This window comes from Microbacterium sp. LMI1-1-1.1 (assembly GCF_040815675.1).
Classification (GTDB): Bacteria; Actinomycetota; Actinomycetes; order Actinomycetales; family Microbacteriaceae; genus Microbacterium.
The window spans coordinates 176968-203287 of record NZ_JBFPNN010000008.1; the positions used below are offsets into that span (position 1 = coordinate 176968).

Sequence of the window (26320 nt, forward strand, 5' to 3'; positions counted from 1 at the left end):
CTCATCGATCGTGCAGCTCTCTTTGCAGCAATTGGAGGACGTCCTCGTTCTCCGGGGCGTCGCTCGCGATGAGGTTGTGATTCTCCAGCAGGTGGGTGGTGCCCTCGAACGGCACCGGCGCCGGCGGCGGGTAGAGCCCCGGCTTGCCGGGGACCGGTATGGAGATCCTGAAGTCGCCGTCCCGGCTGAACACGTGCGACGTGAACGCCGACTCGTTGGTCGGGATCTTTCCGTTCCAGATCAGCCCGGTCTGCTGACCGATGGTGAGCAGGTCGGTGTACGCCCAGTGGTGGTACACGGTCCCCTCCTGAGGGTGCCACTGCGTCGGCATCCCGGCCCCCGCCAGGGAATGCACCTGATCGAACCGTGCGCCCGCCACCTCGGCGGAGGTGAGCGCGGCCAGACCCCACGAGTGTCCGATGGCGTCCTTCTGCGCGGCGGCGATGACGGGAGAGCTCGCATCGATCTCTCTCTGGAACCGGGCGATATCGGATCCCTTCTCGAGGGCCGTCGGCTCGTCGGCTGCCTCGAGGATGCGCCAGTAGTCCGCGTCGCCGTCACCCTCGCCCGGGAAGACGCCCTCCTTCCACACGAAGGTGACGATGTCGCCACCCGTCGCCAGCCGCCGGCCGACCTGCTGCACGGCGCCGGTGTGGAAGTCCGCCAGCCCGGTGAAGGTACCGGGGACGTACGTGACGACGTCGGTGGTCGCCTCGCTGAGAGTGCCCATCATCTCGATCACGCTGCGGTTCTCGGGCTCGTACAGGTACAACTGCACCTCTCCCGCCCGCGCCCGCTCGAGGTAGTCCCGCTCCCTCCGCAGGGCGTCGATATCGGCCCGCCAGTCGTCCGGACCGCGATGCGGCACCCGCCGGAGGTCGGGGGAGGCGTGACGATCGATGCGGGCCTGGAGCCGGGCGACCTCCGCGTCGATGTCCGCGATGCGTGCGGCCGCCTTCTCGCGATTCGCGCGCACACGGGCCTCGACGGGTGCTCCGGGAAGCGAGCCGACGATCGCGGGGGCCCCGACGGTGAGGGCGGCTACAGCCTCCGGATCAGCCGCGGCGCGCGCCGCCCACCAGGCCGCGATGCGCTCGGGGTCCACCTCTCGAGAGCCGAACAGTCGCATCCAGTCCGGATGTGCGGCGAGGAGCTCTCGCATCCCGTCCGGAGGGAGGGATGCCAAGGCGTCCAGGATGCTCTCGGCGACGTCATTCGTGAGGCGGGCGTGCTGTGCGACTGCCGTCGAAGGAGACGCCGGCCCGGCGTCGTGGGCACTGTCGAAGGTGAATGGCGGGTCCTCGATCCTGGACAGATCGGACCGGGCCTCGTCGACGGCGGTGTCGATGGACTGCTGAACCGCGACGCAGCCGGCGAGCAGCTCGATGTTGCGCTCTCGCTCGCCGGGGGTCCAGGGAAACTCCTCGATCTCGCCGCTGCGCCGAGCGGCCTGTCGAGCGAAGTCGGCGACCTCCTCGCGAAGCAGTAACGCCGTCCCCTGCGCCGAGGCGAGGGTCTCGGCCAGGCGGTCGAGCACGTCGGCGACCGTTGTGAAGGTCAGGGCGACCTCCGCGACGGCTTCCGTCGCCGGGGTCATTCGGACGAGGAGGTCCGCAGCCTCCGGGGCGTCGTAGTCGCCGGTGAGCCCGGCCCACGTCGAGACCAGTTCGTCGTTCGCTTCGTCGGCCTCGGTCGCGCTGCCCCGCAGCTTCGCGGCCTCAGTGCTCAGCACGAGGGGGTCGATGCGCACCTGCGGCACGTCCTCGGTGCCGACCACCCTCACCAGGCCCGCCCCGCCGCAGCCGCCGTCGACCCGGCCATCTCGTCGTCCGCGGAGACGTACGCCACGAGGACCCGCCCCGCCGCGGCCAGGACGTCGCTCGCCCTGGCCACCCCACCCCGGGCGGCGGTGATCCGCGACGAGGTCACGCGCGACAGCGCGGACGCCAGGTCGCGTTCGCCGGACACCGTGGCATCCAGCGCATCGACGTGACGACGTGCGGCCTGCATCGCCTGCCCGATCCTGTCGACGAGGACGGCGACCGCCCCCGTCGTCGCGACGAAACCCGCCACATCGATCCGATAGACGCCCCTCATGGCGCCCTACGGTAGGGAGGCCGCCCGCACCGTGTCACGGGAACCGACGGCCATTTCACCCGGGCGAAGTTCAGCCGCCGGCGGTGGTCGCCCGCGGTTTCATCCCCCGTCCGCGCGCGGCGAGAGAGGGCTCATCCGCGCGCGAGCCGCACCTCGTGCAAGGTCGCGCCCCAGCGCGCGTCGTCCCGGGTGGCGCCGTCCGGCTCGAAGCCGTGCTTCGCGTAGAACGCCAGCGCCCGGGGGTTGTCGGCGAGGACCCAGAGCGTCGCCGGCCGGTCGTCGAGGGCGGCATCCATCAAGGCCTTCCCGGTCCCGGTGCCGTACTCGGCCTGCAGGACGTAGAGGGCCCACAGCTCCTCGTCGGCCGTCGAACGGTCGGGGTCCCGGCACGGTCCTGCCGAGGCGAAGCCGACCACGGACCGCCCGCGGACGGCGACCCACGTCTGACCGCCGGGCTGCCCGCCGGGCGGCATCTCACCGCGGAGGCGGGCCGCCCAGCGGCGGCTCGAGGAGGTCCGGTCGAGCCGGGTCAGCAGCGAGTCGGGCACACGTCCCGTATACGCCTCGTGCCAGCTCTGGACGTGGACGCGCGCGATCCCGGGACCGTCATCGGGGACGGCCGGGCGTACGCTGACGTCGTTCACTCCGGCGATTCGTCCGCGGGCTCCGGGTCGTGGGCCCAGGTCGGGGCGAGCGCGCGGATGCGGGCCGCCCGCCATTGCCAGGTGGCCCAGAGCATCGGCCAGAGCGCCGGTGCCGCCGCGCCACCGATGGTCAACCGCTCCCGCCACAGCGTCCTACCGGGCTCGCCGGGGGCTGCGGAGACGGCCATCTGGTGGTCCCAGACGTCCAAGGCGGCGAGGGGGCCGGTCAACGGCACGCCCCAGTCCCGGAACACGCGGACCCGGCCGTTGCCGTCCTCGGTCTCGCGGTCCGCCACCGAGATGAGCTGCCGCCCCACCGGGAGGACGCCGGCGACGCTCATCTGCACCGGCACGTCGTCGCCGGAGGAGAACGACGTCGGCATGTCCCCGAGCGCGTCCACGCTCATCAGCGGCCCGTAGAGCTCCGCGACGGCACGCGGCGAGTGGAGGGCGCGCCAGGCGGCATCCACGTCGCAGTCGACGACGAACTTCAGCAAGATCCGCATATCCGCATCCTGCCGAAGGCGTCGGAGAATCCCGGATGCCTTGACGCCCGGGCCCCGGGTGGGGGAGGGTCTCGCCGTGTTACGCGGGATGGCCGACGACACGGCGACGGAGGCCGCCGTCGCCGTAGGCTCGGAGGATGTCCGCTGACCACCGCCCCCACGCGCAGGCCGACTACCAGGTGAGACTCGACTGGGGACAGGACGGCCTCGACCGGCTCGCGCCGGCGCACGTCGTGGTCGTCGTCGACGTCCTCGGTCTGACCGGCGCCGCGCTCGCCGCCGCCGAGCGCGGGGAGACGCTCGCGACGGACGACGGTACATCCTCCGCCGTCGCGCTCGCCGCCGCCGAGCGCGGCGCGCACGTCGTCGTCGGCGGCGTCCGGAACGCGGCCGCCGTCGCGGACCACATCCTCGAGGTCCAGCGCGCCCGCGGGGAGCGGACGAGCATCGCCCTGCTCCCGGTCGGCTCGTCGGAGGCGACCGCCTCCCGTTTCGCCGTCGAGGACCTGCTCGGCGCCGGCGCCGTGATCGCGGCGCTGGGCGACCTCGGCATCGACCACGGATCGCCTGACGCGGCGGTGGCGGGCGAAGGGTTCCGGGCGCTGCGCGGCGCGACGAAGCACCTCCTCACGGCCAGCGGCACCGGCCGGGCCCTGGCGGACCAGGGCCGGCGGGACGAGGTGCTCGCGGCGGCCGCGCGGGACGCGGCATCCCTCGTCCCCGTCCTGCGGGACGGCGTCTTCGGCGTCTGAGCTCAGCGCGGGGTCGCGGCGGCCAGGCGCACGGCCGGCGGGATCTCGCGACGCACCCAGGTGAAGGCGTACGCCGGGTCGAAGCGCGGCGCGCACAGCGCGCACGACGTGGGTCGTGTCGCTCGGCGATGCCGGTACGCCACATGCCCGTTGGGGCACGTGCCCACCCACGGGGCGAGCTCGGTCGCGGTCTCTCCTGCGTGGGTCGTGCCGCCGACGTACCCCAGGTCGGACGCCACCCGCTTCCACCGTGCCCCGTGCCCCGCCTGCGCGCCGGCCAGAGCGTGGGCCACCTCGTGCAGCAGGGTCTGGTGGTTCGTGTCGTCGTCGTACCGAGCGGCGAGGTACCGCGAGACGCTGATGCGCTTGCGGGTGTAGTCGCACAGGCCGGCGCGGCGCTTGGCGTTGTCGAAGCCGAACGTCCACGACGGATCGAGGTGGAGGCCGATCAGCGCCTCGGCCCACGTGCGCACGCGCTGCAGATCCGACATGTCAGGGAGGGTAGACGGGGGCTCCGACGTCAGCTGGCGACGACCTGGCGCGTGCGGCGACGATCGGCCGCATCGATGGCGAGGAGGATCGACTCGAGCTGCGCGTCGGTCGCCCCGGCGTTCTGCCGGAGGAACAGCGCGCGCTTGAAGTCCGCGCGCGCGCCGTCGTAGTCGCCCTCGTCGTAGTGGACCTTGCCCCGGTGCTGCAGCGCGAACGCGGCGATGCCGGCCCAATTCTGCCCCTCCGCCTCCTCGGCGCACATCGTGAGCTCCTGCTCGGCGGCGGCGTAGGCGCCCCGGCACTGCTGGATGGTCGCGTGCAGGATGCGGGCGCGCAGGAGGTCGCGGCGGGTGCCGGCCATGCGGGCGACGCGGACCGACTGCTCCGAGACGGTGAGGGCCTCGTCGAAGCGGTCGAGCACCTTCAGCAGCCAGACGCGCTCGAGCAGAGCGGGGAGGCTGCGCTGCGGGCCGATCTCCTCGAGACGCTCCGCACACTCGCGCGAGTCGGTGATCTCGCGCAGCGTGTCGGGGTCGTACCCGTGGATGTAGCTCACCGTCGCTCCTCTCGAATGGCCGATGCCTTCCAGTCTGCGTCGCGGTCGCGGCGGAGGCGACTCGCCACGCGGTCGTGCCGCCAACACGAGGGCGACGGATACCGGCGCGCGGTGGTCAGCGTTCGAAGATCGATGACGACGGCTTGGGCGAGGGCGTCGCGTCCGCGTCGGTGACGGGCCGCGCGCCGCGGACGAACTCGTCGATCTCGGGGCCCTGCGCCACCTTGGCGGGGTGCGGCCCGGCGGCCATGAGGCGGGGGAGCCACTCCACGGGCAGCGGCGCGGCCGACGCCGCGACCACGAGGTTCCCGAACCGTCGACCCTTGAGCACCTGCACCTCGGCCAGGACGACGACCTCGGGCAGCACCTCGCGCACCGTCGCGACCTGCCGGCGCGCGAAGGCGAGGCCCGGCCCGTCGGACACGTTCACGAGGAGCACGCCGTCGGGGGCGAGGAGGGATGCCGCCTCCCGGTAGAACTCCACCGTGGTCAGGTGCGCCGGGGTCTGCGCGCCCGAGTAGACGTCGCTGACGAGCAGGTCGACGGCGCCGACCAGGCCCGCCGGGAGTCGGGACAGCCCCGCACGCGCGTCGCCGATGCGCACGCGCACGGAGGCGCCGCGGGGGAGCGGGAGGTTCTCGCGGACGAGGTCCCAGAGCGCGGGCTCGAGCTCGACGACCTGCTGACGCGAGCCGGGCCGCGTCGCCTCGACGTACCGGGGGAGCGTCAGGGCGCCGGCCCCGAGGTGCACCGCGGTGAGCGGCTGCCCCGGCATCCTGAGCCGGTCGATGACCGCACCCATCCGGGCGACGTACTCGAAGTGCAGGTGAGTCGGGTCGTCGAGGTCCACATGCGACTGCGGGGTCCCGTCCACGACGAGCTCCCAGCCGGAGACGAATCCCGACGGCGCCAGCCGCGCGACCGCACCGTCGGACAGGCGCGCGGTCGGGGCGTCGTCCGGTTCCACACGCATTCTCGCCATGGCATCCACGCTAGGGCCTCGGGATGCCACGGCGTCGCCCTGCGCGCAGTGCTGCGTCCCACGGGTCCGGTGTGCGCGAAACGGTCAGAGCATCCGTCGTCGATCACGCAGGCTGCTGGAGCGTCGAAACACGATCGATACACGGGGGCAATGGGCAGGGCCCGTCCCGCCAGGTACGGTCGGGGGAACAGCAGATGGAGCGGCCACGACGTTGTGACACGCCGGCGAGCCCTCCCCCCTCCCCCAGGAAGGTGCACAGAAATGGCACGAACCCTCCGGCGTCGGCTCCTCGCGAGCGGCGCGGCGATCGCCATCGGCGCGATCGCGCTCTCGGGTTGTACGAGTCAGCGCGACGAGAACGGCGGCGGCGGTGACAGCGGCGGCGACGTCGACTCCACGTTCGTGTTCGGCGCCTCGGGCGACCCGTCCAGCCTGGACCCCGCGTTCGCCAGCGACGGCGAGTCGTTCCGCATCTCGCGTCAGATCTTCGAGGGCCTCGTGGGTGTCGAGCCCGGCACCGCCGACCCGGCGCCCGCGCTCGCCGAGAGCTGGGAGCAGTCCGAGGACGGGCTCTCCTACACCTTCGCCCTCAAGGAGGGCGTGACCTTCCACGACGGCAGCGAGTTCAACGCCGAGGCCGTCTGCTTCAACTTCGACCGGCAGAACAACTTCACCGGCATCGCGCAGTCCGAGAGCCTGTCCTACTACTGGGGCAAGATCATGCGCGGCTACGCCGACACCGGCACCTCCATCTACGGCGGCTGCGAGGCGTCCAGCCCGACCGAGGTGACCATCACGCTCACCGAGCCCTTCGCCGGCTTCATCCCCGCGCTGTCGCTCCCCGCGTTCGCCATCCAGAGCCCGACGGCCCTCGAGCAGTACGCGGCCGACGACGTGGGCGGCACCTCCGAGGCGCCGACCCTCAGCGAGTACGCCACCGCGCACCCGACCGGCACCGGTCCCTTCCGCTTCGACTCCTGGGAGCCCGGCGCCGAGGCCACGCTGTCGGCCTACGACGACTACTGGGGCGAGCAGGGTCAGGTGACCGAGATCATCTTCCGCGTGATCGGCGACACCACCGCCCGTCGTCAGGCGCTCGAGTCCGGCTCCATCGACGGCTACGACCTCGTCGCCCCCGCCGACCTCGGCGCCCTGGAAGACGCGGGCTACACCCTCGTCAACCGCGACCCGTTCAACATCCTCTACCTCGCGATGAACCAGGCCGACCCGGCGCTGGCCGACATCCGCGTGCGTCAGGCGATCGCCCACGCGATCGACAAGGAGCAGCTGATCAGCCAGGTCCTGCCCGAGGGCACGACCGTGGCATCCCAGTTCATGCCCGACAGCGTCATCGGCTTCAACCCTGACGTCACCGAGTACGAGTTCGACCAGGAGGGCGCCCGCGCGCTGCTGGCCGAGGCCGGCTTCACCGACGCGAACCCGCTGACCCTGACGTTCAACTACCCCGTGAACATCTCGCGTCCGTACATGCCGAACCCCGAGCAGATCTTCACGAACCTGCAGTCGCAGCTGTCGGCCGTGGGCATCGTGCTCAACCCGGTGTCGAACGAGTGGGGCGAGTACCTCGACCTCATCCAGGGCGGCAGCGACCACGGCATCCACCTCCTCGGCTGGACCGGCGACTACAACGACCCCGACAACTTCGTGGGCACGTTCTTCGGCGGCGCCTCGAACGAGTGGGGCTTCGACAACGCGGAGCTGTTCTCCGCGCTGACCTCGGCCCGCGGTCTCGCGACCGAGTCCGAGCAGGAGACCGCCTACCAGGCTGTGAACGAGCAGATCGCCCAGTTCCTGCCCGGCGTCCCGCTGGCCAACCCGACCCCGACGCTGGCGTTCGCCTCGCGCGTCGCGTCGTACCCGGCCAGCCCCGTGCAGGACGAGGTCTACAACCAGATCGAACTGACCGAGTGACCCGGATGCCGCGGGTCCGACGCCCTTTCGGCGCCGGGCCCGCGGTGTTCCGTGTCCACCCGCCCTCGACCTTGTGAGAATTCGTGCTCCGCACCATCGGCAGGCGCCTGCTCCTGCTCATCCCGACCCTGTTCGGTCTGTCCGTCCTCCTCTTCGCCTGGGTGCGCGCGCTCCCCGGCGGCCCTGCCGTCGCCCTCCTCGGTGAGCGGGCGACGCCCGAGGCGGTCGCCCGCATCAACGAGCTGTACGGCTTCAACGACCCGCTCTACATCCAGTACTTCACCTGGCTCGGGCGCCTGCTGCAGGGTGACTTCGGATCGTCCATCCAGACCGGCCGTCCCGTGCTCGAGGAGTTCGTCCGCCGGTTCCCGGCGACCCTCGAGCTGTCCATCGGCGCGCTGATCGTCGCCGTCGGCGTCGGCATCCCCCTCGGGTACTGGGCCGCGCGCCGGCACGGCAAGATCTGGGACCACACGGCCGTCGTGCTCAGCCTCATCGGCATCACGATCCCGGTGTTCTTCCTCGCGTTCATCCTGAAGTACGTCTTCGCGGTGCAGCTCGGGTGGCTCCCCTCCGACGGGCGACAGAACCCGCGCATCGATGCGACGCACTACTCGAACCTGTACGTCCTCGACGGTCTGATGACCGGAGAGTTCGACGCCGCGTGGGATGCGGTGCTGCACCTGATCCTCCCCGCGATCGCCCTGGGCACCATCCCCCTCGCGATCATCGTGCGCATCACCCGCGCGTCGGTGCTCGAAGTCCAGAACGCGGACTACGTCCGCACGGGTCGCGCGAAGGGCATCGGCCGCTCGACGCTCCGCAACCGCTTCATCCTGCGGAACGCCATGCTCCCGGTCATCACGACGGTCGGTCTGCAGGCAGGTCTGCTCATCGCCGGCGCAGTGCTCACCGAGACGGTGTTCGCGTTCCCCGGCATCGGGCAGTTCCTCGCGCGGGCCATCTTCACGCGCGACTTCCCCGTCCTGCAGGGGTTCATCATCTTCATCGCCATCGCCTACGCGCTGATCAACCTGTTGGTCGACCTGTCCTACAGCGTCATCGACCCGAGAGTGAGAGTCCAGTGAGCTCCGGCATCCTCCCTCCCGCCCCCAGCGGCGGTCCCGTCGACGACAACGCGGTGGTCGACTCGCAGCTCCTGGCCGCGCAGACGCGCGGCGGCTTCTGGCACGACGTGTTCCAGCGGCTGCGGCGCAGCCCCGTCGCCTGGATCGGCGCGGTCATCGTGCTGCTCTTCCTGCTCGTCGCCGCCCTCGCCCCGCTGCTGGCGCCGTATCCGGCCGAGTCGCTGCCGGGCCAGCGCTTCATCACGCCCACCGACATCCCCGGCCCGGGCGAGCTCGCCGAGTTCCCCCTCGGTCTGGACCGCTTCGGCGGCGACGTGCTGTCCAAGCTCATCTGGGGCGCGCAGGCGTCGCTGCTCATCGGCGTGGTCTCGACGGCGCTGGGCCTGGCCGGGGGCATGTTCCTCGGACTGCTGGCCGGCATGTTCGGCGGCTGGGTCGACGCGATCGTCATGCGGTTCGTCGACATCCTGCTGTCGGTGCCGAACCTCCTGCTCGCGGTGTCGATCGCGGCGGTGCTCGGCCAGAGCCAGCTCGCCGTCATGATCGCGATCGGCGCGTCGCAGGTCCCGGTGTTCGCGCGCCTCCTGCGCGCGTCGATGCTGCAGCAGCGCGGCGCGGACTACGTGCTCTCCGCGCAGACGCTCGGTCTCAGCCGGCGGACGATCACCATGACCCACGTCCTGCCCAACAGCGTCGGTCCGGTCATCGTGCAGGGGACGCTGACCCTCGCCACAGCCGTCATCGACGCCGCGGCCCTGTCGTTCCTGGGCCTCGGCGGCGGCCTGCCGCAGACGGCCGAGTGGGGGCGCATGCTGACGTACGCGCAGGCGGAGCTGGCGATCGCGCCGTGGCTGGCCTTCCTCCCGGGCATCTGCATCGCGGTGACCGCGCTGGGCTTCACCCTGCTCGGCGAGTCGCTGCGCGAGGCGATGGACCCCCGCACGCGCGCCCGCTGACCTCCGGACGGCACGGGCCCCGCGGACCCGTGCCGTCCAGCGCCGGGGCCCCCGTCACGCCGGCCGGGACAGGGGCGCCGCGAAGAACTCCCGCTCGAGCTCCATCGACCGGTGGTACGCCCGGGCCATCGCGGCCCGGTCGGACGGAGCGACGGCGCGGGCCGCGGCATCCACGATCCGGGCGGCCTCGTCCGCCGACGCGGCGAAGCCCTCGTCGCCGTACGCGGTCAGCCAGTCGGCGTAGGGGTGGTCCGGGCCGAAGGTCCCGCGCCATCGCGCGCCGACGTCGGCGTACAGCACGAAGCAGGGCAGCACGGCGGCGACGAGCGCCGGGTAGGAGCCGCACGCCGACACCGCGTGCAGATGGTCCGTGTACGCCACGGTGGCGGGGGCCGGGGAGAGACCGTCCGCCGTGACATGCGACTGATGCAGCGCGGCCTCCTCGACCAGGCACTGCACGGACGCCGTCGCCCAGAACCGCTGCTCCGCGGGGGTCGGGGCCAGCGCCGCGGCGCGGGAGAGCACGCGGGCGTAGTGGCGGAGATAGAGCAGGTCCTGCTCCAGGTACCACCCGAAGGCGGCGCGGTCGAGCCCGCCGGAGCCGAGGTCCCGCACGAACGCGCACGCGTCCACCTCGGCGCGGACCGCGGCGGCGTCGGCCCAGACCTCGGCGCTCCAGGGGCGGCCCGTGTCGAGGTGCGGACGCAGCTCGTGCAGGTGGTCGATCGGCCCGTTCCCGCGGCCGACGTGCAGCGCCTCCGCGTTCTCGAGCGCCCCGGTCAGCCACTCTTTGGCGCGGACGAGCGCGTCCAGAAGAGTCCGGCCGTCGCCGGCGAGGGTGGCCAGGGCCGACGACAGCGAGCATCCGGTGCCGTGCGTGTGACGAGTGTCGACGCGCCGGCCGGGGACGAGATGGATGCCGTCGGCGTCCACGAGCGCGTCGGGGCTCTCGTCGCCGCCGAGATGCCCGCCTTTCAGCAGGACGGCGGTGCCGGTCTCGCGGTGGAGGGCCTGCGCCTGCAGGACGGCGGTGTCCCAGTCCGCCGCGACGGGCGCGCCGACGAGCACCGCGAGCTCGGGGAGGTTCGGCGTGACGAGGTCGGCCCGACGGCAGAGACGCCGCACGGCGTCCTCGGCCTCCGCGTCGAGCAGGCGATCGCCGCTGGTGGCCACCATCACGGGGTCGAGGACGACGATCGGCGGGCGGACCTCGGCGAGCCACGCGTCGACGACCGCGACGACCGCCGGGGAGCCGAGCATGCCGATCTTCACGGCGTCGATCGCGACGTCGTCGCTGACGGCCCGCAGCTGCGCGGCCAGGAAGCCCGGCGGCGGGACGTGCACCTCGCGCACCCCCTGGGTGTTCTGCGCGACGAGCGCGGTCACCGCCGCCATCCCGTAGCCGCCGAAGGCGGCGATCGACTTCAGGTCCGCCTGGACCCCCGCCCCGCCGGTGGGGTCGGTGCCGGCGATGCTGAGGACGCGGGGCGACGAGCCGCGGGGGGAGTGGCCGGACGGGACGTCGGGGCGGCCGGGGCGGGCGATGTCCGCCGCGCTCACGACGCACCCGTCGGGGCGGCGAGCGGCGCGAGCTCGTCCGCGGCCGCGGCGCGGAGGCGCCGGACCACCGCTGCCGGGTCGTCGGCCCCGCTCACGAGCGACACGATAGCGACGCCGGCCGCCCCCGCGGCGCGCAGCGGGGCGACGTCGTCGACGCCGACGCCCCCGATGGCGACGCAGGCGAGGGGAGTGGATGCCGCCAGCGCGGCGAATCCGTCCACGCCCAGCGGTCGCGGGTGGTCGGGCTTGGTCGCGGTGGCGCGGATGACGCCCACGCCGAGATAGTCCACGGTGCCGGGCTCGAGGTCGCCCGCGGCCGCGAGATGGGCGAGGGTGTTCGCCGTCCAGCCGACGAGGGCGTCGGGGCCGAGCAGGACGCGCGCGACGTCGACGGGGAGGTCGCTCTGTCCCAGGTGCACCCCGTCGACACGGGAGCCGTTCGCCCGCGCGGCGAGGACGACGTCGACCCGGTCGTCCACGACGAAGGCCGCGCGCCCGGCGACGACGTCCGCGAGACGGCGGGTCCGGGCGTAGAGCTCGGCGCCGCCGACGAGCTTGTCCCGCAGCTGGACCACGCTCATGCCGGCGGAGACCGCCGCGTCGACGATGTCGCAGACGCGTGGGAAGGGCAGGCGCTGGTCGGTGACGAGATGCAGGGACAGGTCCCGGTCGCCGCTCATCGCGCCGCCTCCGCGATGTCGACCCGATCGGCGAGGTCGGCCGGCTCCACGCGGGCGAGCTCGTCGAGGAACGCGACGGCGAAGCTGCCCGGCCCGGACGCGGAGCGGGCCGCCCGCTCGGAGGCGACGGCCCACACGACGCTCGCGGCGACCGCCGCATCGAACGCCGGCGCGACGGCGAGCATCGCCGCCATGGTCGCTCCGAGTGCGCACCCGCCGCCGGTCACCCGGGTCAGCAGGGCGCTGCCGCCGGCGACGCGCGCCGTGCCCGTGGCATCCACGATCAGGTCCACCTCGCCCGAGACGGCGACGGTCCCGCCGGTCCGTTCGGCCAGCTCGCGGGCGGCGTCGCGTGCGGCCTCGGGGCTGTCGGTGGTGTCGACGCCGCGACCGCCCGCACCCGCTCCGGCGAGGGCGAGGATCTCGGATGCGTTCCCGCGGATGACCGCCGGTCGCGCGGCGAGCAGCTCGTGGGCGAGCGCGGTGCGGACCGGCAGCGCGCCCACCGCCACCGGGTCGAGCACCCACGGGGTCCCGGCCGCGACCGCCTCCCGGGCGGCATCCCGCTGCTCCCCGGTCGGTGTGCCGAGGTTGACGAGGAGGCCGTCCGCGACCCGCGCGAACACCCCCGCCTCACCGGGGATGTCGCACATGGCGGGGGAGGCGCCGAGGGCGAGCAGCGCGTTGGCGGTGAAGTTGGTCACCACCGCGTTCGTGATGCATTGCACCAGAGGGCCCGAGGCGCGGAGCGCGGACAGGGCCTCGACGGGGGTGGACGGAGACGACGACGTGCGAACGACCATTCGCGACATCCCTTCGCTAGTACGAACTAGATCAGGTTCGACGGGTGTGTTCTCAGCCCCGTGGGGCACCCCGTGTCACTGCCGGTGACGGTAGCACAGGCGGGCGACGCGTCCCGCGACGGGAACGCCGCGCGCGGGCGTCGACGCCGGTCAGCCGTTGATGCCGAGGAGGTCCAGCGGATGGGTGAGGCGCCACCACGGGGTCGGCGGCTCGATGTCGCCCGCCAGCTCGACCGCCACGGTGTCGCTGTCGAGCGGACCGACGACCGTCAGGGTCCCGACCGTCTCGCCCGAGAGGCGGGCCTCGCCGAGGTCGACGTCCGTCGACGCGTCCCCGGCGGCGCCGTTCCACAGCACGAGCGAGGCGTCCGCGGTCGACACCACGTCGGCCTCCTCGCCCCAGAGGGTGGACACGCGTCCCACGACCGTGCCCGCCGGCACCGACGTCTGCGGCTGCAGCTCCTGCTCCACCCGGTCGAACAGCGCCCGGCTCGCGGCGTTGCGGCTGTCCGGGCCGGGCTGCCCCAGGACGGCGGCGAACGCGCGCACGGTGGTGTCGCCGACGACGATGTCCTTCGCGCTCAGCAGGTTCCAGGCGTCGAGCGTGCCCGTCTTGACGCCGACGACGCCCGGGTCCGCCAGCAGCGGGTTGCCGTTGCGGACGAGTCCGGCGCCGGGGAGCTCGATCTGCTGCGTGCTCACGATGCCCGCGATCACGGGATTGGCCAGGGCCTTCTCGGCCAGTGGCACGAGCGCGCCGGGGCTCGCGCGGTTCTCGGCCTCGATCCCCGTCGGGTCGACGATCGTGATGCCCTCGATGTTCTGCTCCGAGAGGTAGGCGCTCGCGGCGTCGGCGAAGTCCGCGTCGGTGGGCCAGATGTCAGATGCCAGACGGTCGGCGTAGTTGTTGGCGGACCCGATCAGCATCCCCTCCAGCATCTGCAGCTGGGTCAGCGTGCCGTCGACCGGGACGTCGAGCGAGGACTCCCCGCGCGCCCGGTACTGCCAGTACGCGGCGCTGTCGGCGGCCGTGAACGCGTAGTCGCGGCCCTGCTCGCCGGGAGCGAGCGGCTGGCGGTCGAGCACCAGCAGCGCGGTGACCACCTTGGTGATGCTCGCGATCGAGGCGGCCTCGCCCGAGGAGGCGGGGACACCGGGGATGCCGCTGACCGACAGCGCCGCGGACCCCTCGGCGGGCCACGCGGGGGAGGCCTCGGGTGCGGCGTTCGTCTCGACCGCGACGGACTGCGCCGTGGGGGCGACGTTGGTCAACGGCCAGAGCAGCGTCACCGCCGCGTAGACGCCGATGACGAGGAGGAGGAAGACCGTCGGGATGACGGCGGTCGGACGCAGGCCGCGGCGCCGGGGCCGGCGGGCGAGGAGGTCCTCCGGGCGGGCCACCTTCCAGCCGCCCTCGAGCTGCAGGACCGGTTCGGCCCGCGGGGCTCCGGCGGCGACGGGGTCCACCCACTGAAGGGCGGGGTAGCCGCCGGAGGATGCCGCGGCGGGTGCCGGCGCCGGTGCGGCGGCGGGCACGGGCTCAGCGGCGGGCGCAGGCTCGGCGGCGGGCGCGGGCTCCGGCTCGAGCGCGGACTCCGGTGCGGCGGCGGGCGCGGGCTCAGCGGCGGGCGCGGACTCAGCGGCGGGCGCCGGCTCCGGCTCGAGCGTGGGCTCCGGTGCGGCGGTGGGCGCGGGCTCGGCGGCGGGCGCGGACTCAGCGGGGGGCTCCGGCGTGACGGCCGGCCTGGGCTCGGCGGCGGTCACCTCGGGCTCCGGCGCCGCGGGGGTGGCATCCCTCCCGTCCTGCGCGGACGGCGTCGAGACGGTCGCGATCACGCCGGTCGGCAGACCCGTCCGGCCCCGGAGTTCGCGCCGGGTGGTCGGGCTCTGCTCGTGCACCCGCCCACGCTACCCCGGCCCGCCTCCTATACTCATGAGCACAACCACGGGAGTCCGGTGAGCCGGGCTGAGAGGAAGCGAATCCACGCTTCGACCGTCGAACCTGATCCGGATCATGCCGGCGCAGGGAGGAGCCTTCATGCACACGTCCACGTCTGCCCCCGCGAGCCGCTCGGCCGTCGCCGCCCCGGATCGCTTCCGCTGGCGGGTCGTCGACATCGTCGTCGCCGCCGTCCTCGGCGTGGCCCTCGGCCTCGTCTTCTGGGGCTGGAACACCGTCGGGTACGCCTGGTTCACCGCCATGGACGGACTCACCCCGGGACTCGGCGGCATCGCCGTGGGCATCTGGCTCCTCGGCGGCGTCGTCGGCGGTCTCGTCATCCGCAAGCCCGGTGCGGCCCTGCTCGTCGAGCTGATCGCGGCCGTGGTGTCCGCCCTCATCGGCAACGTCTGGGGCATCAGCACGATCTTCTCGGGCCTGGCCCAGGGGCTCGGAGCCGAGCTCGTCTTCCTCGCGTTCCTGTACCTCCGCTTCACCCTGCCGGTCGCGATGCTCTCGGGCGTCGGTGCGGCCGTGGCGGCGTGGCTGCTGGAGTTCTTCGTCTACGGCAACATCGTCAAGACGGTCGAGTTCAACCTCATCTACCTCGCGACCCTCGTCGTGTCCGGCGCGCTGCTGGCCGGTCTCGTCGGCTGGCTGCTCGTGCGGGCGCTCGCCGCGACGGGGGCGCTCAGCCGCTTCGCCGCCGGGCGGGAACACCGCCGCGACGTCTGATGGCGGGCCCCGCGCGCGTCGACGTCGAGGGCTGGGGCTGGCGCTACGCGGGCCGGCGGCTGCCCGCGACGCGCGACGTCGACCTCGTCATCGAACCGGGTGAGCGCGTCCTCCTGCTGGGGGCGTCCGGTGCCGGCAAGTCCACGCTGCTCGCGGGGCTGGCGGGACTCCTCGGCGACAGCGACGAGGGGGAGGCGACCGGCCGGGTCCTCGTCGACGGCGCACCCCCGGAGGGGCAGCGCGGGCGGATCGGCCTCGTCCTGCAGGACCCGGAGTCCGGTGTGGTGCTGTCGCAGGTGGGGGACGACGTCGCCTTCGGATGCGAGAACCTCGGGGTGCCCGCGGCCGAGATCCCGGCGCGGGTCGCGGAGGCCGTGGCATCCGTCGGTCTGGACGTGCCGCTGAACCGTCCGACGAAGGCCCTCTCCGGCGGGCAGAAGCAGCGCCTCGCCCTCGCCGGCGTGCTCGCGATGCGACCGGGGCTGCTGCTGCTGGACGAGCCGACCGCCAACCTCGACCCGGACGGCGTCGCCGAGGTGCGCGCCAGCGTCGAACGGGTCGTGGCGCGCGGAGAGACGACGCTCGTGCTCATCGAGCACCGCACGGAGGTGTGGGCGGACCTCGTCACGCGCGTCATCGTGCTCGCGCCCGGCGGCGGCCTCCTCGCGGACGGCGAGCCCGCCCGGGTGTTCGCCACCCACGGCGACGACCTCGCCGCGGCGGGGGTGTGGGTGCCCGGGCGTCCCGTGGACCTCCCGATCCTGCCGCCGCTTCCCGGGGGGAGGGATGCCGCCCTGTCGGCGTCGGCGCTCGCCATCGGGCGCGAGCGGCGCACGGTCGTGGCATCCGGTCTCGACCTCGCCGTCCCGGCCGGTGCGGGGACCGTGGTGACCGGCCCCAACGGCGCGGGCAAGTCGACCCTGGCGCTCACCCTCGCGGGACTCCTGCCCGAGCTGGCGGGGGAGGTCGTGGCATCCGCGGACCTCGCCGCGCGCGGCATCCGCAGGCCCGCCCGCTGGCGGTCGACCGAGCTGCTGACCCGCATCGGCACGGTGTTCCAGGAGCCGGAGCACCAGTTCCTGGCATCGACGCTGCGCGACGAGCTGGCCGTCGGGCCGAAGGCGCTGCGGATGTCGGCGCCGCAGATCGATGCCGTCGTCGACGAGCTGCTCGAGCGGCTCGACCTCGCCCCTCTCGGCCTGGCGAACCCGTTCACTCTCTCGGGCGGGCAGAAGCGGCGCCTGTCGGTGGCGACGGTGCTCGCCTCGTCACCGGCGGTGATCGTCCTCGACGAGCCCACCTTCGGGCAGGACCGCCGCGGATGGCGTGAGATCGTCGCGCTGCTGCAGCGGGAGATCGCGCACGGTCGGACCGTCGTCGCCGTCACGCACGACGCCGACGTGGTGCGCCATGTCGGTCAGCATCGCGTCGCGATGGGGGCCGCGGCATGAGCGCGACGCTCGCCCGCTCGGCCGCCGCGACATCGAACGGGGGCGGATGGCTCGCGGGGGTGAACCCCGTGACGAAGATCGTCGTCGCGCTCGTGCTGTCGGTGCCGCTGTTCGCCTCGATCGACGTCGTCAGCGCGGCGGTCGCGATCGTCCTCCAGCTGCTCGCGGTCCCCCTGACCGGGCTGTCGTACGCGACGGTGGCGAAGCGCCTGCTGCCGGTCGCCCTGTTCGCTCCGGTGGCCGGCCTGAGCATGCTGCTCTACGCCGATCCCGGCGGGCGCGTGTACTGGTCGTTCTGGTACGCCACGATCAGCGACGACTCCATCTCGCTGGCGGTGGCCGTGCTTCTACGCGTCTTCGCACTCGCCCTGCCCACCATCCTGCTGTTCGGGCGGACCGACCCGACGGAACTGGCCGACGCGCTCGCGCAGGTCGCAAAGCTGCCCAGCCGTTTCGTGCTCGGCGTGCTCGCGGGAGCGCGGACGGTCGGACTGTTCGTCGACGACTGGCGCAGCATGGCGCTCGCCCGCCGCGCCCGGGGTCTCGGCGACCGGGGCGCGGTGCGCCGGTTCTTCTCCATGGCGTTCGTCCTGCTGGTCTTCGCGGTGCGCCGGGGGACGCGGCTCGCGACGGCGATGGAGGCCCGCGGCTTCGGTGCCGACATCGAGCGCACGTGGGCGAGGCCCTCGCGGCTGCACCCGCGCGACGCCGTCGCGCTCGTCGGCGCGGTCGTGATCATCGCCGGGGCGCTGACCGCCGCGGTGGCGGCGGGGACGTTCCGCTTCATCTGGGCGTGAGCCGGTGCGGTTCCGCCGCGTCCGTCCGGCGACGGGATGCCGGATCCCCCCCCCTCCCGTACCCTGATGCGGTGGGGAGAGGAATCGCGCGCATCGTGACCGGGGTCGCGGTGATCGTCGTCCTGCTCGTCACGTACGCCGGCCGGATCACCGTGGGGGATGCGAACCCCTTCGACTACTTCGGCTACTTCACGAACCAGACGAGCCTGTGGGCGGCGGCGGTCATGATCGTCTCCGGCATCCGGGCGGTCCGCGGTCGGCCCGGGATGCGGTGGCTCACCGCGGCGCAGGCCGTTTCGGCAGCATGCCTGCTCATCGTCGCCGTCGTGTACAACGTTCTCGTCCCGGGGACGGGGACGGCCCCCGTGTGGGTGAGCGTGCTGCTCCACGGGGTCTTCCCCGTGCTCTTCCTGCTCGACCTGCTGTCCGCTCCGGATCGGAGGCCGCTGCCGTGGCGTTGGCTGTGGATGGTGCTGCCGTATCCGCTGCTGTGGATGGCGGTCGTGCTCGTGCGGGGCGCCACCGACGGGTGGGTGCCGTACGGCTTCCTGCTGCCGGAGCGGGGGGTGGCATCCCTCCTCGCCCACGTCGGCGGTCTGCTCGCTTCGCTGGTCGTGGCCGGCGCCCTGACATGGGCGATGACGCGCCTGCCGCGGCGCGGAGGCAGGCGGGACGCGCCCGCGCGCGGAGCCGTCTAGAGGACGCGCTCGAAGCAGAGCGAGCGCGGCATCGTCTCGACGTACGGCTCGTAGACGGGGATGGGCGTGAACCCCGCGGCGGCGTACAGGACGAGCGACTCGGGCTGCATCCGTCCGCTCTGCAGGATCACCCGCTCAGCGCCCGCGTCGCGCGCGATGCCGACCACGGCGTCGGTCAGTGCCCGGCCCACGCCGCGGCGGCGGGCGGCCTCGACCACGACGAGGCGTTTGAGCTCCCAGTCAGCGTCGAGCCGGCGGAGCATGACGTGTCCCAGCGGGGTGCCGTCCGGCTCGACCGCGAGGAGCGTCGCGACGATCTGCTCGGGGTGCACGCGGAGGGCGTCGGCGCGCTTCTCGGCGAAGCCGGGCGGGTCGTCCCGGTCGGCGTCGCGGTAACGCCGGTCGAGATCGGAGTCCAGGATGCCGCGAAGCTCCACCGCACGGGGATCGTCGACATCCACCCGCTCGATCCGAAACCCCGCGTGGCCCACCCGTCGAGCGTAGCCGCGGGTCTCCCGCGCCAGTAAACGCCCCGGGCTGGTGGAAACGCCGTGGCACGGCGTTTCCACCGCGCCGGAGCGTTTACTGATGAAGCAGAGAGCCGCCGGTGCCGCGGGTGCGACCCCGAGAGGTCGGCGACGCGACGCATCGCGACGGGACTGGGTGCCGGGTAGGGTGGCACCGGGTTTCTGTTCGAAGGAGAACGCATGGACATCGCGGGAGCATCCGCCCTCGTCACCGGGGGCGCCTCGGGGCTGGGGCTCGCCACGGCGCGCCGCCTCGCCGAGGCCGGAGCGCACGTCGTCGTCGTCGACCTGCCGTCCTCCGCGGGGGCGGACGTGGCGGCCGAGCTCGGCGGGTCCTTCGCCCCGGCGGACGTCACCGATGCGGACCAGATCGCGGCCGCAGCCGCCCGCGCCGCGGAGGCCGGCCCGCTGCGCGTCGTCGTCAACTGCGCCGGCATCGCCCCGCCGGCCAAGGTGCTCGACCGCGACGGCACCCCCACTTCGCTCGCCGACTTCGAGCGGGTGGTCCGGGTGAACCTCGTCGGCACCTACAACGTCGTCGCGCAGACCGCCGCGGTCATGGCCCGCACCGAGCCGACCGTCGGCGGCGACCGCGGCGTCGTCGTGAACACCGCGAGCGTCGCCGCCTTCGACGGCCAGATCGGCCAGCCCGCCTACGCCGCCAGCAAGGGCGGCGTCCACGCGATGACGCTGCCGATCGCGCGCGAGCTCGCGCGTCACGGCATCCGCGTCGTCACGATCGCGCCCGGGATCATGGAGACGCCGATGCTCAAAGGCCTGCCGCAGGCGGCCCAGGACTCGCTGGGTCAGCAGGTGCCCTACCCCTCGCGGCTCGGCGCGCCCGACGAATACGCTCGGCTCGTGCTCTCCCTCGTCGACAACGGCTACCTCAACGGCGAGACCATCCGCCTCGACGGCGCGATCCGGATGGCTCCGCGATGAGCGACGGCATCCTGCTCTCCGTCGCCGACGGGCTCGCCCGCGTCACGTTCGACCGTCCCGCGTCGCTGAACGCGATGGACTTCCCGATGGCGCGCCGCTGGCGCGAGATCGCGCACGAGGTCACCTCCGACTCCTCGGTGGGCGCGGTGATCATGGATGCCAACGGCCCCGCCTTCTGCGCCGGCGGCGATGTGGTCGCGATGGCCACGACCGGCTCGTCGGGGCGCGAGGTGACGGAGACGGCGGAGGCGATCCACGACGGCATCCGGACCTTCGTCGAGGCCCCGCTGCCGATGGTCGCGGCCGTCCAGGGTGCCGTCGCGGGTGGGGGCCTCGGTCTCATGCTCACCGCCGACTACGTGGTCGCGAGCGAGAAGGCCCGGTTCGTCAGCCGCTACGCGAACATCGGCCTCACCCCGGACCTCGGGGTGTCGACGTTGCTGCCCGCGGCGATCGGCCAACGCCGCGCGCTCCAGCTGCTGCTGCAGGACCGGATGATCGACGCCGCGGAGGCGCTCGAGTGGGGTCTGGTCGCGGAGGTCGTGGCATCCGGAGACCTCGAGACCCGCGTCGACGAGATCGCCCGCTTCTGGCTCGACGGCGCGACCGCCGCGTTCGGGCAGGCGACGAGGCTCGTGCGCCTCGGCGCCGGGCGCACGTTCGCCGACAACCTCGACGACGAGGCGGCCACGATCGGCGCCGCCTTCGACACCCCCGAGGCGAAGGCGCGCGTCGCCGCGTTCGCCGCCGCCTCTGCGAAAGGACGCTCGTGACGCTCTCCGGCAAGACCATCCTCATGTCGGGCGGAAGCCGCGGCATCGGCCTGGCGATCGCGCTGCGCGCGGCTCGCGACGGCGCGAACATCGCGATGCTCGCCAAGACCGACACCCCGCACCCGAAGCTCGAGGGGACGGTGCACACCGCGGCCGAGCAGATCCGGGCGGCCGGCGGTCAGGCGCTGCCGATCGTCGGCGACGTGCGCGACGAGGCGTCGATCACGGAGGCCGTGCTGCGGACGGTGGGGGAGTTCGGCGGCATCGACATCGTCGTGAACAACGCCAGCGTCATCGACCTGTCCGGGTCGCTCGAGCTCGCCGCGAAGAAGTACGACCTCATGCAGGACGTGAACGTCCGCGGGACGTTCCTGCTCTCGCGGGCGGCCGTCCCGCAGCTGCGCGAGGCCGCGAACCCGCACATCCTCTCGCTGTCACCGCCGCTGAACATCACCCCCAAGTGGCTGGGCGCGCACACCGGGTACAGCCTCGCCAAGTTCGGCATGACCATGGCGACGCTCGGTCTGGCGTCGGAGTTCGCGAGCGACGGGATCGCGGCGAACACCCTCTGGCCGCGGACGACGATCGCGACCGCCGCGGTGCAGAACGTCATCGGCGGCGACCGGCTCATGGCGGTGTCGCGGACGCCGGAGATCTACGCCGACGCCGCGTACGAGGTGCTGACGGCGCCGGCCCGCGAGCTGAGCGGGCAGACGCTGATCGTGGAGGACGTGCTCGGGCAGGCCGGGGTGACGGACTTCTCCGGTTACGCCGCGGTGCCCGGCACTCCCGACGCCGCGCTGTACCCCGACATCTTCCTCGACTGAGCCCGCGTCCGCGGTGGGGTCGCGAGCCGTTCGGCCGCTTAGATGCCGGCCGCGCGGCCGCTCGATTGCAGGAGCCGTGGGGCTGGCGTCACGCCCTGGGGCGGATGGGGCCGTGCGACGGACGCGCGTCCTGCAGACTCGCCGGCCGCGCCGGGGCAGACGCCCCGACGCATTCCGGTGCGCCTCGCCGGCCGCATCGGGGCAGGCGCCCCGGCGCTTTCCGGCGCGCCTCGCCGCCGGGGCGTCAGATCAGGCCGAGCTCGCGGAACGCGTTGTGCACGCCGTCGTCCAGGACGGCGGTCGTGACGCGGCCGGCGAGCTGCTGCAGCGCGAGCACCGCGTTGCCCATCGCGACGGGGGTTCCGACGACCTCGAACATCTCGACGTCGTTCCAGCTGTCGCCGATGCCGATGGCATCCATCCGGTCGATCCCCAGCACCTCCAGGACCTCGAGGATGGCGGAGCCCTTCGTGACGCCGGCCTGACCGATCTCGCCGTTCGAGCCGCCGGGCAGCGGGATGGAGCCGGGGATCACGTGGAACCCCGACCCGAGCTCGGCGGCGGCGTGCGCCACGGTGTCGATGGACGGGCTGACGAACACGGCCTTCGCGACGGCGTCGCGGTCGACCTCCGCGACGGGACGCGGCTCGCGCCACAGCGGCTGCTCCGCCGGTAGTCCCTGCGCCTCGAGCTCGGCGGCGCGCTCGGCGTGCCGCGCGCGCCGGTACTCGCTCATCACCGGTCCCATGCCGGGGCTCGCGAACACGCCCCCGTGCGTTTGAAGGAAGTAGTGGATGCCATGAGCGTCGAAGTACCGCTCGAGGAGCTCGACGTCGGCGCGGGGCATCGGGTGCGCGGCGAGGGTGTCGTCCTCGCGCGTCGCGTAGGCGCCGCCGTTGGTGATGGCCCCGTCGAACCCGATGGCGAGGACGTCCGGGTGGATGTCGCCTGCGGAGCGGCCCGTGCACAGCCAGACGAGGTGGCCGTTCTCCCGGGCCTGACGGATGGCAGTGACGGTGGACGGGGCGATCACGGAGCCGTGCTCGAGGATCGTGCCGTCGACGTCGAGGAAGGCGATGCGGGTCATGCGTTTCTCCGCGGAACGGCCCCGGGGCGCGAGGCTCCGGGGCCGATCCGATCAGTGGGGGATCAGCGGGTCAGGGACGCGCCGTTGGTCCGGATGACGTCGGCGTACCAGTGGAACGACTTCTTCCGGTAGCGATCGAGCGAACCGGTGCCGTCGTCGTCACGGTCGACGTAGATGAAACCGTATCGCTTGCTCAACTGCGCGGTGCTCGCGCTGACGATGTCGATGCAGCCCCACGAGGTGTAGCCGAGCACGTCGACGCCGTCCTCCAGGGCCTCGCCCACCTGCACGAGGTGGTCGTTGAGGTACTGGATGCGGTAGTCGTCGACGACCGTCTTCTCACCGTCGACCTCGACGAGCTGGTCGCGGGCGCCCAGACCGTTCTCGACGATGAACAGCGGCTTCTGCCACCGGTCCCAGAACTGGTTCAGCACGAGGCGCAGGCCCACCGGGTCGATCTGCCATCCCCACTCGCTCGCCTCGAGGGTGGGGTTCGGGACGCCGCCCATGATGTTGCCCTCGCCGCTGCCCCGCTTCTCGGGGTCGGCGGTCTCGGCGATGCTCATGTAATAGCTGAACGAGACGAAGTCGACGGTGTTCGTCAGGTCGTCGCGGTCCTCGTCGGTGATGTCGAGCTCGATGCCCTTCTCGCGCAGCGTGCGCAGGAAGTATCCGGGGTAGGCGCCGCGCGTGTGCACGTCGCCGTAGACCAGGTTGCCGTGGTCGGCGGTCATGACCGCGACCGCGTCATCGGGCGACGGGCTGAGCGGGTAGATCGGCATGGACAGCACCATGCAGCCGACCTTCGCCTCGGGGGCGACCTCCCGGGCGATCCGGGTGGCGCGGGCGGAGGCCACGAGCTCGTGGTGCATCGCCTGGTAGAGCTGCTGCTCGGGCACGCCGCCCTCGGGGATCGGGATGCCGCCGCTCATGAACGGCGCGTGCAGCAGCGAGTTGATCTCGTTGAAGGTCAACCAGTACTTCACGCGCGATCCGAAGCGCTCGAACAGGGTGCGGGCGTAGCGCTCGTAGAACCCGATGAGCGCGCGGTTCGTCCACCCGCCGTACTGCTCGGCGAGGTGGAGCGGGGTCTCGTAGTGCGAGATGGTGACGAGCGGCTCGATGCCGTGCTTCTCGAGCTCGTCGAGGACGCGGTCGTAGAACGCCAGGCCGGCCTCGTTCGGCTCCGTCTCGTCGCCGTTCGGGAAGATGCGGCTCCACGCGATCGAGAACCGGTAGACCGAGAAGCCCATCTCCGCGAAGAGGGCGATGTCCTCGGCGTAGCGGTGGTAATGGTCGATGCCGACGAGCTTCAGGTTGTCGGGCGTGGGGCGCTCGCTGCGCGGACCGGAGATGCCGCGGGGCATCACGTCCTGCACCGAGTAGCCCTTGCCGTCCTCGTCGTAGGCGCCCTCGATCTGGTTCGCCGCGGTCGCGCCGCCCCAGAGGAAGCCGTCGGGGAAGGGGGTGGTGGTCATGGTGCGTGCCTCCAGGGGTCAGCGGGCGGTGGACAGGGAGTCGACGGACACGGCGCGGAACAGCGCCTCGCCGTGCGAGAGGGGACCGGATGCCGCCTCGGCGATGCCCGGGTAGAGGTCGCCGTTCGTGACGATGACCGGGGTGACGAGGTCGTAGCCGGCCTTCTCGATGGCATCCCCGTCGAACTCGAGGAGGAGGTCGCCGGCCTTGACCTCGGCGCCGGACCGCACCTTCAGGGTGAAGTGCTGACCGCCCAGGCGGACAGTGTCGAGACCGACGTGGATGAGCAGCTCCACGCCGTCGACGCCGCGCAGGCCGATCGCGTGTCCGGTGGGGAACGCCGCGACGACGGTCGCGTCGAAGGGGGCGTACACGGCGCCGGAGGTCGGGCGGATCGCGACGCCCTGCCCGAGCGATCCGTCGGCGAAGGCGGCATCCGGAACCTCGCTCAACGGCACGACGGTGCCGTCGACGGGGTTCAGGACGACGGTGTCGGTCGCCGCGACGGGCGCCGCGGGGGCGGCCGTGTCGACGGGGTCCTTGAAGCCGACGAGCACGGTGAGCAGGAACGGCACGAGCAGCGCGACGGCGAGACCGATCGCGAGCATCACCATGTTGCCGTTGCCGAGCAGCGCGGGAAGGGCCAGGCCCGAGGGGACGACGAACGCCACCGAGAACACCCCGCCCATGGCGATGAGGGCGCCGCCGAGCGCACCGCCGGCGATGCCGAAGGCGAAGGGGCGCTTGAGGGGGAGGTTGATGCCGTAGATCGCGGGCTCGGTGATGCCGGCGAGCAGTCCCGACAGGGTGGCCGGGGCGGCGAGCGAGCGGAGGTTCTTGTTACGGGTGCGCACGAGCACACCGGCGACGGCGGCGGCCTGGGCGAGCACCGCAGCGAAGACCGGGCCGATGAGGAGCATCTGACCGGTGGTCTGCAGCTCGAGCTGGAACAGCGGCACCAGGCCCCAGTGCAGGCCGAAGATGACGAAGACCTGCCACAGGCCACCCATGATGGCCCCGCCCAGCCACGGCACGGTCTGGAACACCCAGCCGATGCCCGCGGCGAGACCGCCGCCGATGAGGCTCGACAGGGGGCCGATCGCGAGGAACACGAGCGGAACGGCGATGGCCACCACGATCATCGGGGTGAGGAACCGCTTGACCGCCCCGGGGAGCACCTTCAGCAGGAAGCGCTCGGCGTAGCTCTGCAGCCAGACGATCACGATGATCGGGATGACGCTCGAGACGTAGCTGACCATCGTCACCGGGATGCCGAAGAAGGTGATGTCGGGCTGGCCGTTCAACGCGACGATCGAGGGGTACACGAGGGCGCCGGCGATGGCGAAGGAGGTGAACTCGGATGCCTTGAAGTAGCGCGCCGCGGTGATGGCGAGCGCCATCGGGAGGAAGTTGATCAGCGCGTCGGAGAGCGCGTTGAGGATCGTGTAGGTGGTGGTCGTGGCATCCAGCCAGCCGAAGGTGACGGCCGCGGCGACGAACGCCTTCAGCAGACCGGTGCCCGCCAGCGCCCAGAGGATGGGCGTGAAGATCGACGAGATCATCTTGATGAAGCGGTTGAAGAGGTTGCCCTTGGGGCCGCTGTCGCCGCCGTCCGCGCCGCCGCCGCCCAGGGACGTCTGCGCCTGGATCGCCGCATAGACATCCGGGACGTCGTTGCCGATCACGACCTGGTACTGACCGCCCGCCTGCGCGGTGGTGATGACGCCGGGGGTGGCGCGGAGGGCGGCGGCATCCGCCTTGCCCTCGTCTTTCAGGACGAACCGGAGTCTGGTCGCGCAGTGCACCATCGAGGTGATGTTGCTCTCTCCGCCGACGCCGGTGAGTACCGCCGCTGCTGTCTTCGCGTGATCCGTCATCGGAATCCGCCTGCCTTTCGCCGCTTCGGTGCGGCCCTTTCGAATGTTCTGTGGCGACGGTTCCGGGGTGTTCCGGGCAATAAAAAAGACCCGAATCCGTTCATCGCTCGTCAGCGATGTGGATTCAGGTCTTGCCCGCT

Annotated in this window: 26 protein-coding genes and 2 riboswitches; of the genes, 11 read left to right on the forward strand and 15 right to left on the reverse strand. The window is 72.6% G+C overall.

Annotated features, from left to right (window positions below):
• Position 1: 1 nt before the first annotated feature.
• The 4 genes from MRBLMI1_RS10525 to MRBLMI1_RS10540 form a co-directional block, all read right to left on the reverse strand.
• Complete coding sequence (locus tag MRBLMI1_RS10525) at positions 2-1783, reverse strand: hypothetical protein (protein WP_367732297.1); 1782 nt, start codon at positions 1781-1783, stop codon at positions 2-4.
• Entirely contained in the window at positions 1780-2097 is a 318-nt protein-coding gene (locus MRBLMI1_RS10530) for a hypothetical protein (protein WP_367732299.1), read from the reverse strand. The genes MRBLMI1_RS10525 and MRBLMI1_RS10530 overlap by 4 nt, the downstream gene beginning before the upstream one ends.
• A gap of 131 nt (positions 2098-2228) precedes the next feature.
• Positions 2229-2741 (reverse strand): GNAT family N-acetyltransferase, encoded by a 513-nt coding sequence (locus MRBLMI1_RS10535; protein ID WP_367732309.1) that lies wholly within the window; start codon positions 2739-2741, stop codon positions 2229-2231.
• Entirely contained in the window at positions 2738-3247 is a 510-nt protein-coding gene (locus MRBLMI1_RS10540) for a hypothetical protein (RefSeq protein ID WP_367732311.1), read from the reverse strand. The genes MRBLMI1_RS10535 and MRBLMI1_RS10540 overlap by 4 nt, the downstream gene beginning before the upstream one ends.
• Before the next feature lie 137 nt (positions 3248-3384).
• On the opposite strand from MRBLMI1_RS10540, the gene MRBLMI1_RS10545 reads away from it, so the two are divergent.
• The gene (locus MRBLMI1_RS10545) at positions 3385-3999 is read left to right on the forward strand and encodes a 2-phosphosulfolactate phosphatase (protein ID WP_367732335.1); all 615 of its coding nucleotides are present in this window, start codon (positions 3385-3387) and stop codon (positions 3997-3999) included.
• A gap of 2 nt (positions 4000-4001) precedes the next feature.
• On the opposite strand, the gene MRBLMI1_RS10550 is transcribed toward MRBLMI1_RS10545, so the two are convergent.
• From MRBLMI1_RS10550 to MRBLMI1_RS10560, 3 genes are all read right to left on the reverse strand, one after another.
• Positions 4002-4490, reverse strand: coding sequence for a SprT-like domain-containing protein (locus MRBLMI1_RS10550; protein ID WP_367732337.1), 489 nt, complete (start codon positions 4488-4490; stop codon positions 4002-4004).
• 29 nt (positions 4491-4519) lie between these two features.
• The gene (locus tag MRBLMI1_RS10555) at positions 4520-5047 is read right to left on the reverse strand and encodes a hypothetical protein (protein ID WP_367732339.1); all 528 of its coding nucleotides are present in this window, start codon (positions 5045-5047) and stop codon (positions 4520-4522) included.
• Between the two features lie 115 nt (positions 5048-5162).
• Positions 5163-6029 carry a spermidine synthase gene (locus MRBLMI1_RS10560; RefSeq protein ID WP_367732341.1) on the reverse strand — a complete coding sequence of 289 codons (867 nt, stop codon included), beginning with the start codon at positions 6027-6029 and terminating at the stop codon, positions 5163-5165.
• A gap of 261 nt (positions 6030-6290) precedes the next feature.
• On the opposite strand from MRBLMI1_RS10560, the gene MRBLMI1_RS10565 reads away from it, so the two are divergent.
• From MRBLMI1_RS10565 to MRBLMI1_RS10575, 3 genes are all read left to right on the forward strand, one after another.
• On the forward strand, positions 6291-7961 hold the full coding sequence (locus MRBLMI1_RS10565; RefSeq protein ID WP_367732343.1) for an ABC transporter substrate-binding protein: 1671 nt from the start codon (positions 6291-6293) through the stop codon (positions 7959-7961).
• 83 nt (positions 7962-8044) lie between these two features.
• Positions 8045-9049: an ABC transporter permease gene (locus tag MRBLMI1_RS10570; RefSeq protein WP_367732367.1), complete on the forward strand. Its 1005-nt coding sequence runs from the start codon at positions 8045-8047 to the stop codon at positions 9047-9049.
• Positions 9046-10005 carry an ABC transporter permease gene (locus tag MRBLMI1_RS10575; protein ID WP_387053086.1) on the forward strand — a complete coding sequence of 320 codons (960 nt, stop codon included), beginning with the start codon at positions 9046-9048 and terminating at the stop codon, positions 10003-10005. Before MRBLMI1_RS10570 ends, MRBLMI1_RS10575 begins: the two co-directional genes overlap by 4 nt.
• A gap of 54 nt (positions 10006-10059) precedes the next feature.
• Here the strand turns inward: MRBLMI1_RS10575 and thiD are convergent, their stop codons facing one another.
• From thiD to MRBLMI1_RS10595, 4 genes are all read right to left on the reverse strand, one after another.
• Positions 10060-11565 carry a bifunctional hydroxymethylpyrimidine kinase/phosphomethylpyrimidine kinase gene (gene thiD, locus MRBLMI1_RS10580; protein WP_367732369.1) on the reverse strand — a complete coding sequence of 502 codons (1506 nt, stop codon included), beginning with the start codon at positions 11563-11565 and terminating at the stop codon, positions 10060-10062.
• Positions 11562-12245, reverse strand: coding sequence for a thiamine phosphate synthase (thiE, locus tag MRBLMI1_RS10585; protein ID WP_367732372.1), 684 nt, complete (start codon positions 12243-12245; stop codon positions 11562-11564). Before thiE ends, thiD begins: the two co-directional genes overlap by 4 nt.
• Positions 12242-13048, reverse strand: coding sequence for a hydroxyethylthiazole kinase (thiM, locus tag MRBLMI1_RS10590; RefSeq protein ID WP_367732374.1), 807 nt, complete (start codon positions 13046-13048; stop codon positions 12242-12244). The genes thiE and thiM overlap by 4 nt, the downstream gene beginning before the upstream one ends.
• Positions 13040-13131, reverse strand: a riboswitch (TPP riboswitch). Its footprint overlaps the gene before it by 9 nt.
• Positions 13132-13198: 67 nt before the next feature.
• Positions 13199-14947, reverse strand: coding sequence for a D-alanyl-D-alanine carboxypeptidase (locus MRBLMI1_RS10595; RefSeq protein WP_367732383.1), 1749 nt, complete (start codon positions 14945-14947; stop codon positions 13199-13201).
• 36 nt (positions 14948-14983) lie between these two features.
• A riboswitch (TPP riboswitch) is annotated at positions 14984-15094 on the forward strand.
• Here MRBLMI1_RS10595 and MRBLMI1_RS10600 point away from each other — a divergent pair.
• From MRBLMI1_RS10600 to MRBLMI1_RS10615, 4 genes are all read left to right on the forward strand, one after another.
• Positions 15087-15722, forward strand: a complete 636-nt coding sequence (locus tag MRBLMI1_RS10600; RefSeq protein WP_367732387.1) for an ECF transporter S component — start codon at positions 15087-15089, stop codon at positions 15720-15722. (Overlaps the previous riboswitch by 8 nt.)
• Complete coding sequence (locus tag MRBLMI1_RS10605; protein WP_367732390.1) at positions 15722-17173, forward strand: ABC transporter ATP-binding protein; 1452 nt, start codon at positions 15722-15724, stop codon at positions 17171-17173. The genes MRBLMI1_RS10600 and MRBLMI1_RS10605 overlap by 1 nt, the downstream gene beginning before the upstream one ends.
• Entirely contained in the window at positions 17170-17970 is an 801-nt protein-coding gene (locus MRBLMI1_RS10610) for an energy-coupling factor transporter transmembrane component T family protein (RefSeq protein ID WP_367732392.1), read from the forward strand. Before MRBLMI1_RS10605 ends, MRBLMI1_RS10610 begins: the two co-directional genes overlap by 4 nt.
• A 71-nt stretch (positions 17971-18041) precedes the next feature.
• A complete protein-coding gene (locus MRBLMI1_RS10615) occupies positions 18042-18668 on the forward strand; it encodes a Pr6Pr family membrane protein (RefSeq protein WP_367732394.1) in 627 nt (208 codons plus the stop codon).
• On the opposite strand, the gene MRBLMI1_RS10620 is transcribed toward MRBLMI1_RS10615, so the two are convergent.
• Complete coding sequence (locus tag MRBLMI1_RS10620) at positions 18665-19129, reverse strand: GNAT family N-acetyltransferase (protein ID WP_367732396.1); 465 nt, start codon at positions 19127-19129, stop codon at positions 18665-18667. The two genes, MRBLMI1_RS10615 and MRBLMI1_RS10620, sit on opposite strands and share 4 nt — an antisense overlap.
• A 246-nt stretch (positions 19130-19375) precedes the next feature.
• On the opposite strand from MRBLMI1_RS10620, the gene MRBLMI1_RS10625 reads away from it, so the two are divergent.
• The 3 genes from MRBLMI1_RS10625 to MRBLMI1_RS10635 are packed head-to-tail and all read left to right on the forward strand — an operon-like array spanning position 19376 to position 21737.
• The gene (locus MRBLMI1_RS10625) at positions 19376-20137 is read left to right on the forward strand and encodes an SDR family NAD(P)-dependent oxidoreductase (protein ID WP_367732398.1); all 762 of its coding nucleotides are present in this window, start codon (positions 19376-19378) and stop codon (positions 20135-20137) included.
• Positions 20134-20910: an enoyl-CoA hydratase/isomerase family protein gene (locus MRBLMI1_RS10630; protein ID WP_367732400.1), complete on the forward strand. Its 777-nt coding sequence runs from the start codon at positions 20134-20136 to the stop codon at positions 20908-20910. The genes MRBLMI1_RS10625 and MRBLMI1_RS10630 overlap by 4 nt, the downstream gene beginning before the upstream one ends.
• The gene (locus tag MRBLMI1_RS10635; protein WP_367732402.1) at positions 20907-21737 is read left to right on the forward strand and encodes an SDR family oxidoreductase; all 831 of its coding nucleotides are present in this window, start codon (positions 20907-20909) and stop codon (positions 21735-21737) included. The genes MRBLMI1_RS10630 and MRBLMI1_RS10635 overlap by 4 nt, the downstream gene beginning before the upstream one ends.
• A gap of 244 nt (positions 21738-21981) precedes the next feature.
• Here MRBLMI1_RS10635 and MRBLMI1_RS10640 read toward each other — a convergent pair whose 3' ends face one another.
• The 3 genes from MRBLMI1_RS10640 to MRBLMI1_RS10650 all read right to left on the reverse strand — a co-directional run bounded on the left by MRBLMI1_RS10640 (position 21982) and on the right by MRBLMI1_RS10650 (position 26180).
• Positions 21982-22824 carry a Cof-type HAD-IIB family hydrolase gene (locus MRBLMI1_RS10640; RefSeq protein ID WP_367732404.1) on the reverse strand — a complete coding sequence of 281 codons (843 nt, stop codon included), beginning with the start codon at positions 22822-22824 and terminating at the stop codon, positions 21982-21984.
• A gap of 62 nt (positions 22825-22886) precedes the next feature.
• Positions 22887-24302, reverse strand: coding sequence for a glycoside hydrolase family 1 protein (locus tag MRBLMI1_RS10645; RefSeq protein ID WP_367732407.1), 1416 nt, complete (start codon positions 24300-24302; stop codon positions 22887-22889).
• Between the two features lie 18 nt (positions 24303-24320).
• Positions 24321-26180 carry a beta-glucoside-specific PTS transporter subunit IIABC gene (locus tag MRBLMI1_RS10650; RefSeq protein ID WP_367732411.1) on the reverse strand — a complete coding sequence of 620 codons (1860 nt, stop codon included), beginning with the start codon at positions 26178-26180 and terminating at the stop codon, positions 24321-24323.
• Between the last annotated feature and the right edge of the window lie 140 nt (positions 26181-26320).

What these genes read in the sequence shown, in the direction of transcription:
- MRBLMI1_RS10530 (WP_367732299.1), bottom strand. Translation starts at nt 2,097, where the DNA reads ATGAGGGGCGTCTATCGGATCGATGTGGCGGGTTTCGTCGCGACGACG.
- MRBLMI1_RS10540 (WP_367732311.1), bottom strand. Translation starts at nt 3,247, where the DNA reads ATGCGGATCTTGCTGAAGTTCGTCGTCGACTGCGACGTGGATGCCGCC.
- MRBLMI1_RS10545 (WP_367732335.1), top strand. Translation starts at nt 3,385, where the DNA reads ATGTCCGCTGACCACCGCCCCCACGCGCAGGCCGACTACCAGGTGAGA.
- MRBLMI1_RS10550 (WP_367732337.1), bottom strand. Translation starts at nt 4,490, where the DNA reads ATGTCGGATCTGCAGCGCGTGCGCACGTGGGCCGAGGCGCTGATCGGC.
- MRBLMI1_RS10560 (WP_367732341.1), bottom strand. Translation starts at nt 6,029, where the DNA reads ATGGCGAGAATGCGTGTGGAACCGGACGACGCCCCGACCGCGCGCCTG.
- MRBLMI1_RS10565 (WP_367732343.1), top strand. Translation starts at nt 6,291, where the DNA reads ATGGCACGAACCCTCCGGCGTCGGCTCCTCGCGAGCGGCGCGGCGATC.
- thiE (WP_367732372.1), bottom strand. Translation starts at nt 12,245, where the DNA reads ATGAGCGGCGACCGGGACCTGTCCCTGCATCTCGTCACCGACCAGCGC.
- thiM (WP_367732374.1), bottom strand. Translation starts at nt 13,048, where the DNA reads ATGGTCGTTCGCACGTCGTCGTCTCCGTCCACCCCCGTCGAGGCCCTG.
- MRBLMI1_RS10600 (WP_367732387.1), top strand. Translation starts at nt 15,087, where the DNA reads ATGCACACGTCCACGTCTGCCCCCGCGAGCCGCTCGGCCGTCGCCGCC.
- MRBLMI1_RS10605 (WP_367732390.1), top strand. Translation starts at nt 15,722, where the DNA reads ATGGCGGGCCCCGCGCGCGTCGACGTCGAGGGCTGGGGCTGGCGCTAC.
- MRBLMI1_RS10610 (WP_367732392.1), top strand. Translation starts at nt 17,170, where the DNA reads ATGAGCGCGACGCTCGCCCGCTCGGCCGCCGCGACATCGAACGGGGGC.
- MRBLMI1_RS10625 (WP_367732398.1), top strand. Translation starts at nt 19,376, where the DNA reads ATGGACATCGCGGGAGCATCCGCCCTCGTCACCGGGGGCGCCTCGGGG.
- MRBLMI1_RS10630 (WP_367732400.1), top strand. Translation starts at nt 20,134, where the DNA reads ATGAGCGACGGCATCCTGCTCTCCGTCGCCGACGGGCTCGCCCGCGTC.
- MRBLMI1_RS10640 (WP_367732404.1), bottom strand. Translation starts at nt 22,824, where the DNA reads ATGACCCGCATCGCCTTCCTCGACGTCGACGGCACGATCCTCGAGCAC.
- MRBLMI1_RS10645 (WP_367732407.1), bottom strand. Translation starts at nt 24,302, where the DNA reads ATGACCACCACCCCCTTCCCCGACGGCTTCCTCTGGGGCGGCGCGACC.
- MRBLMI1_RS10650 (WP_367732411.1), bottom strand. Translation starts at nt 26,180, where the DNA reads ATGACGGATCACGCGAAGACAGCAGCGGCGGTACTCACCGGCGTCGGC.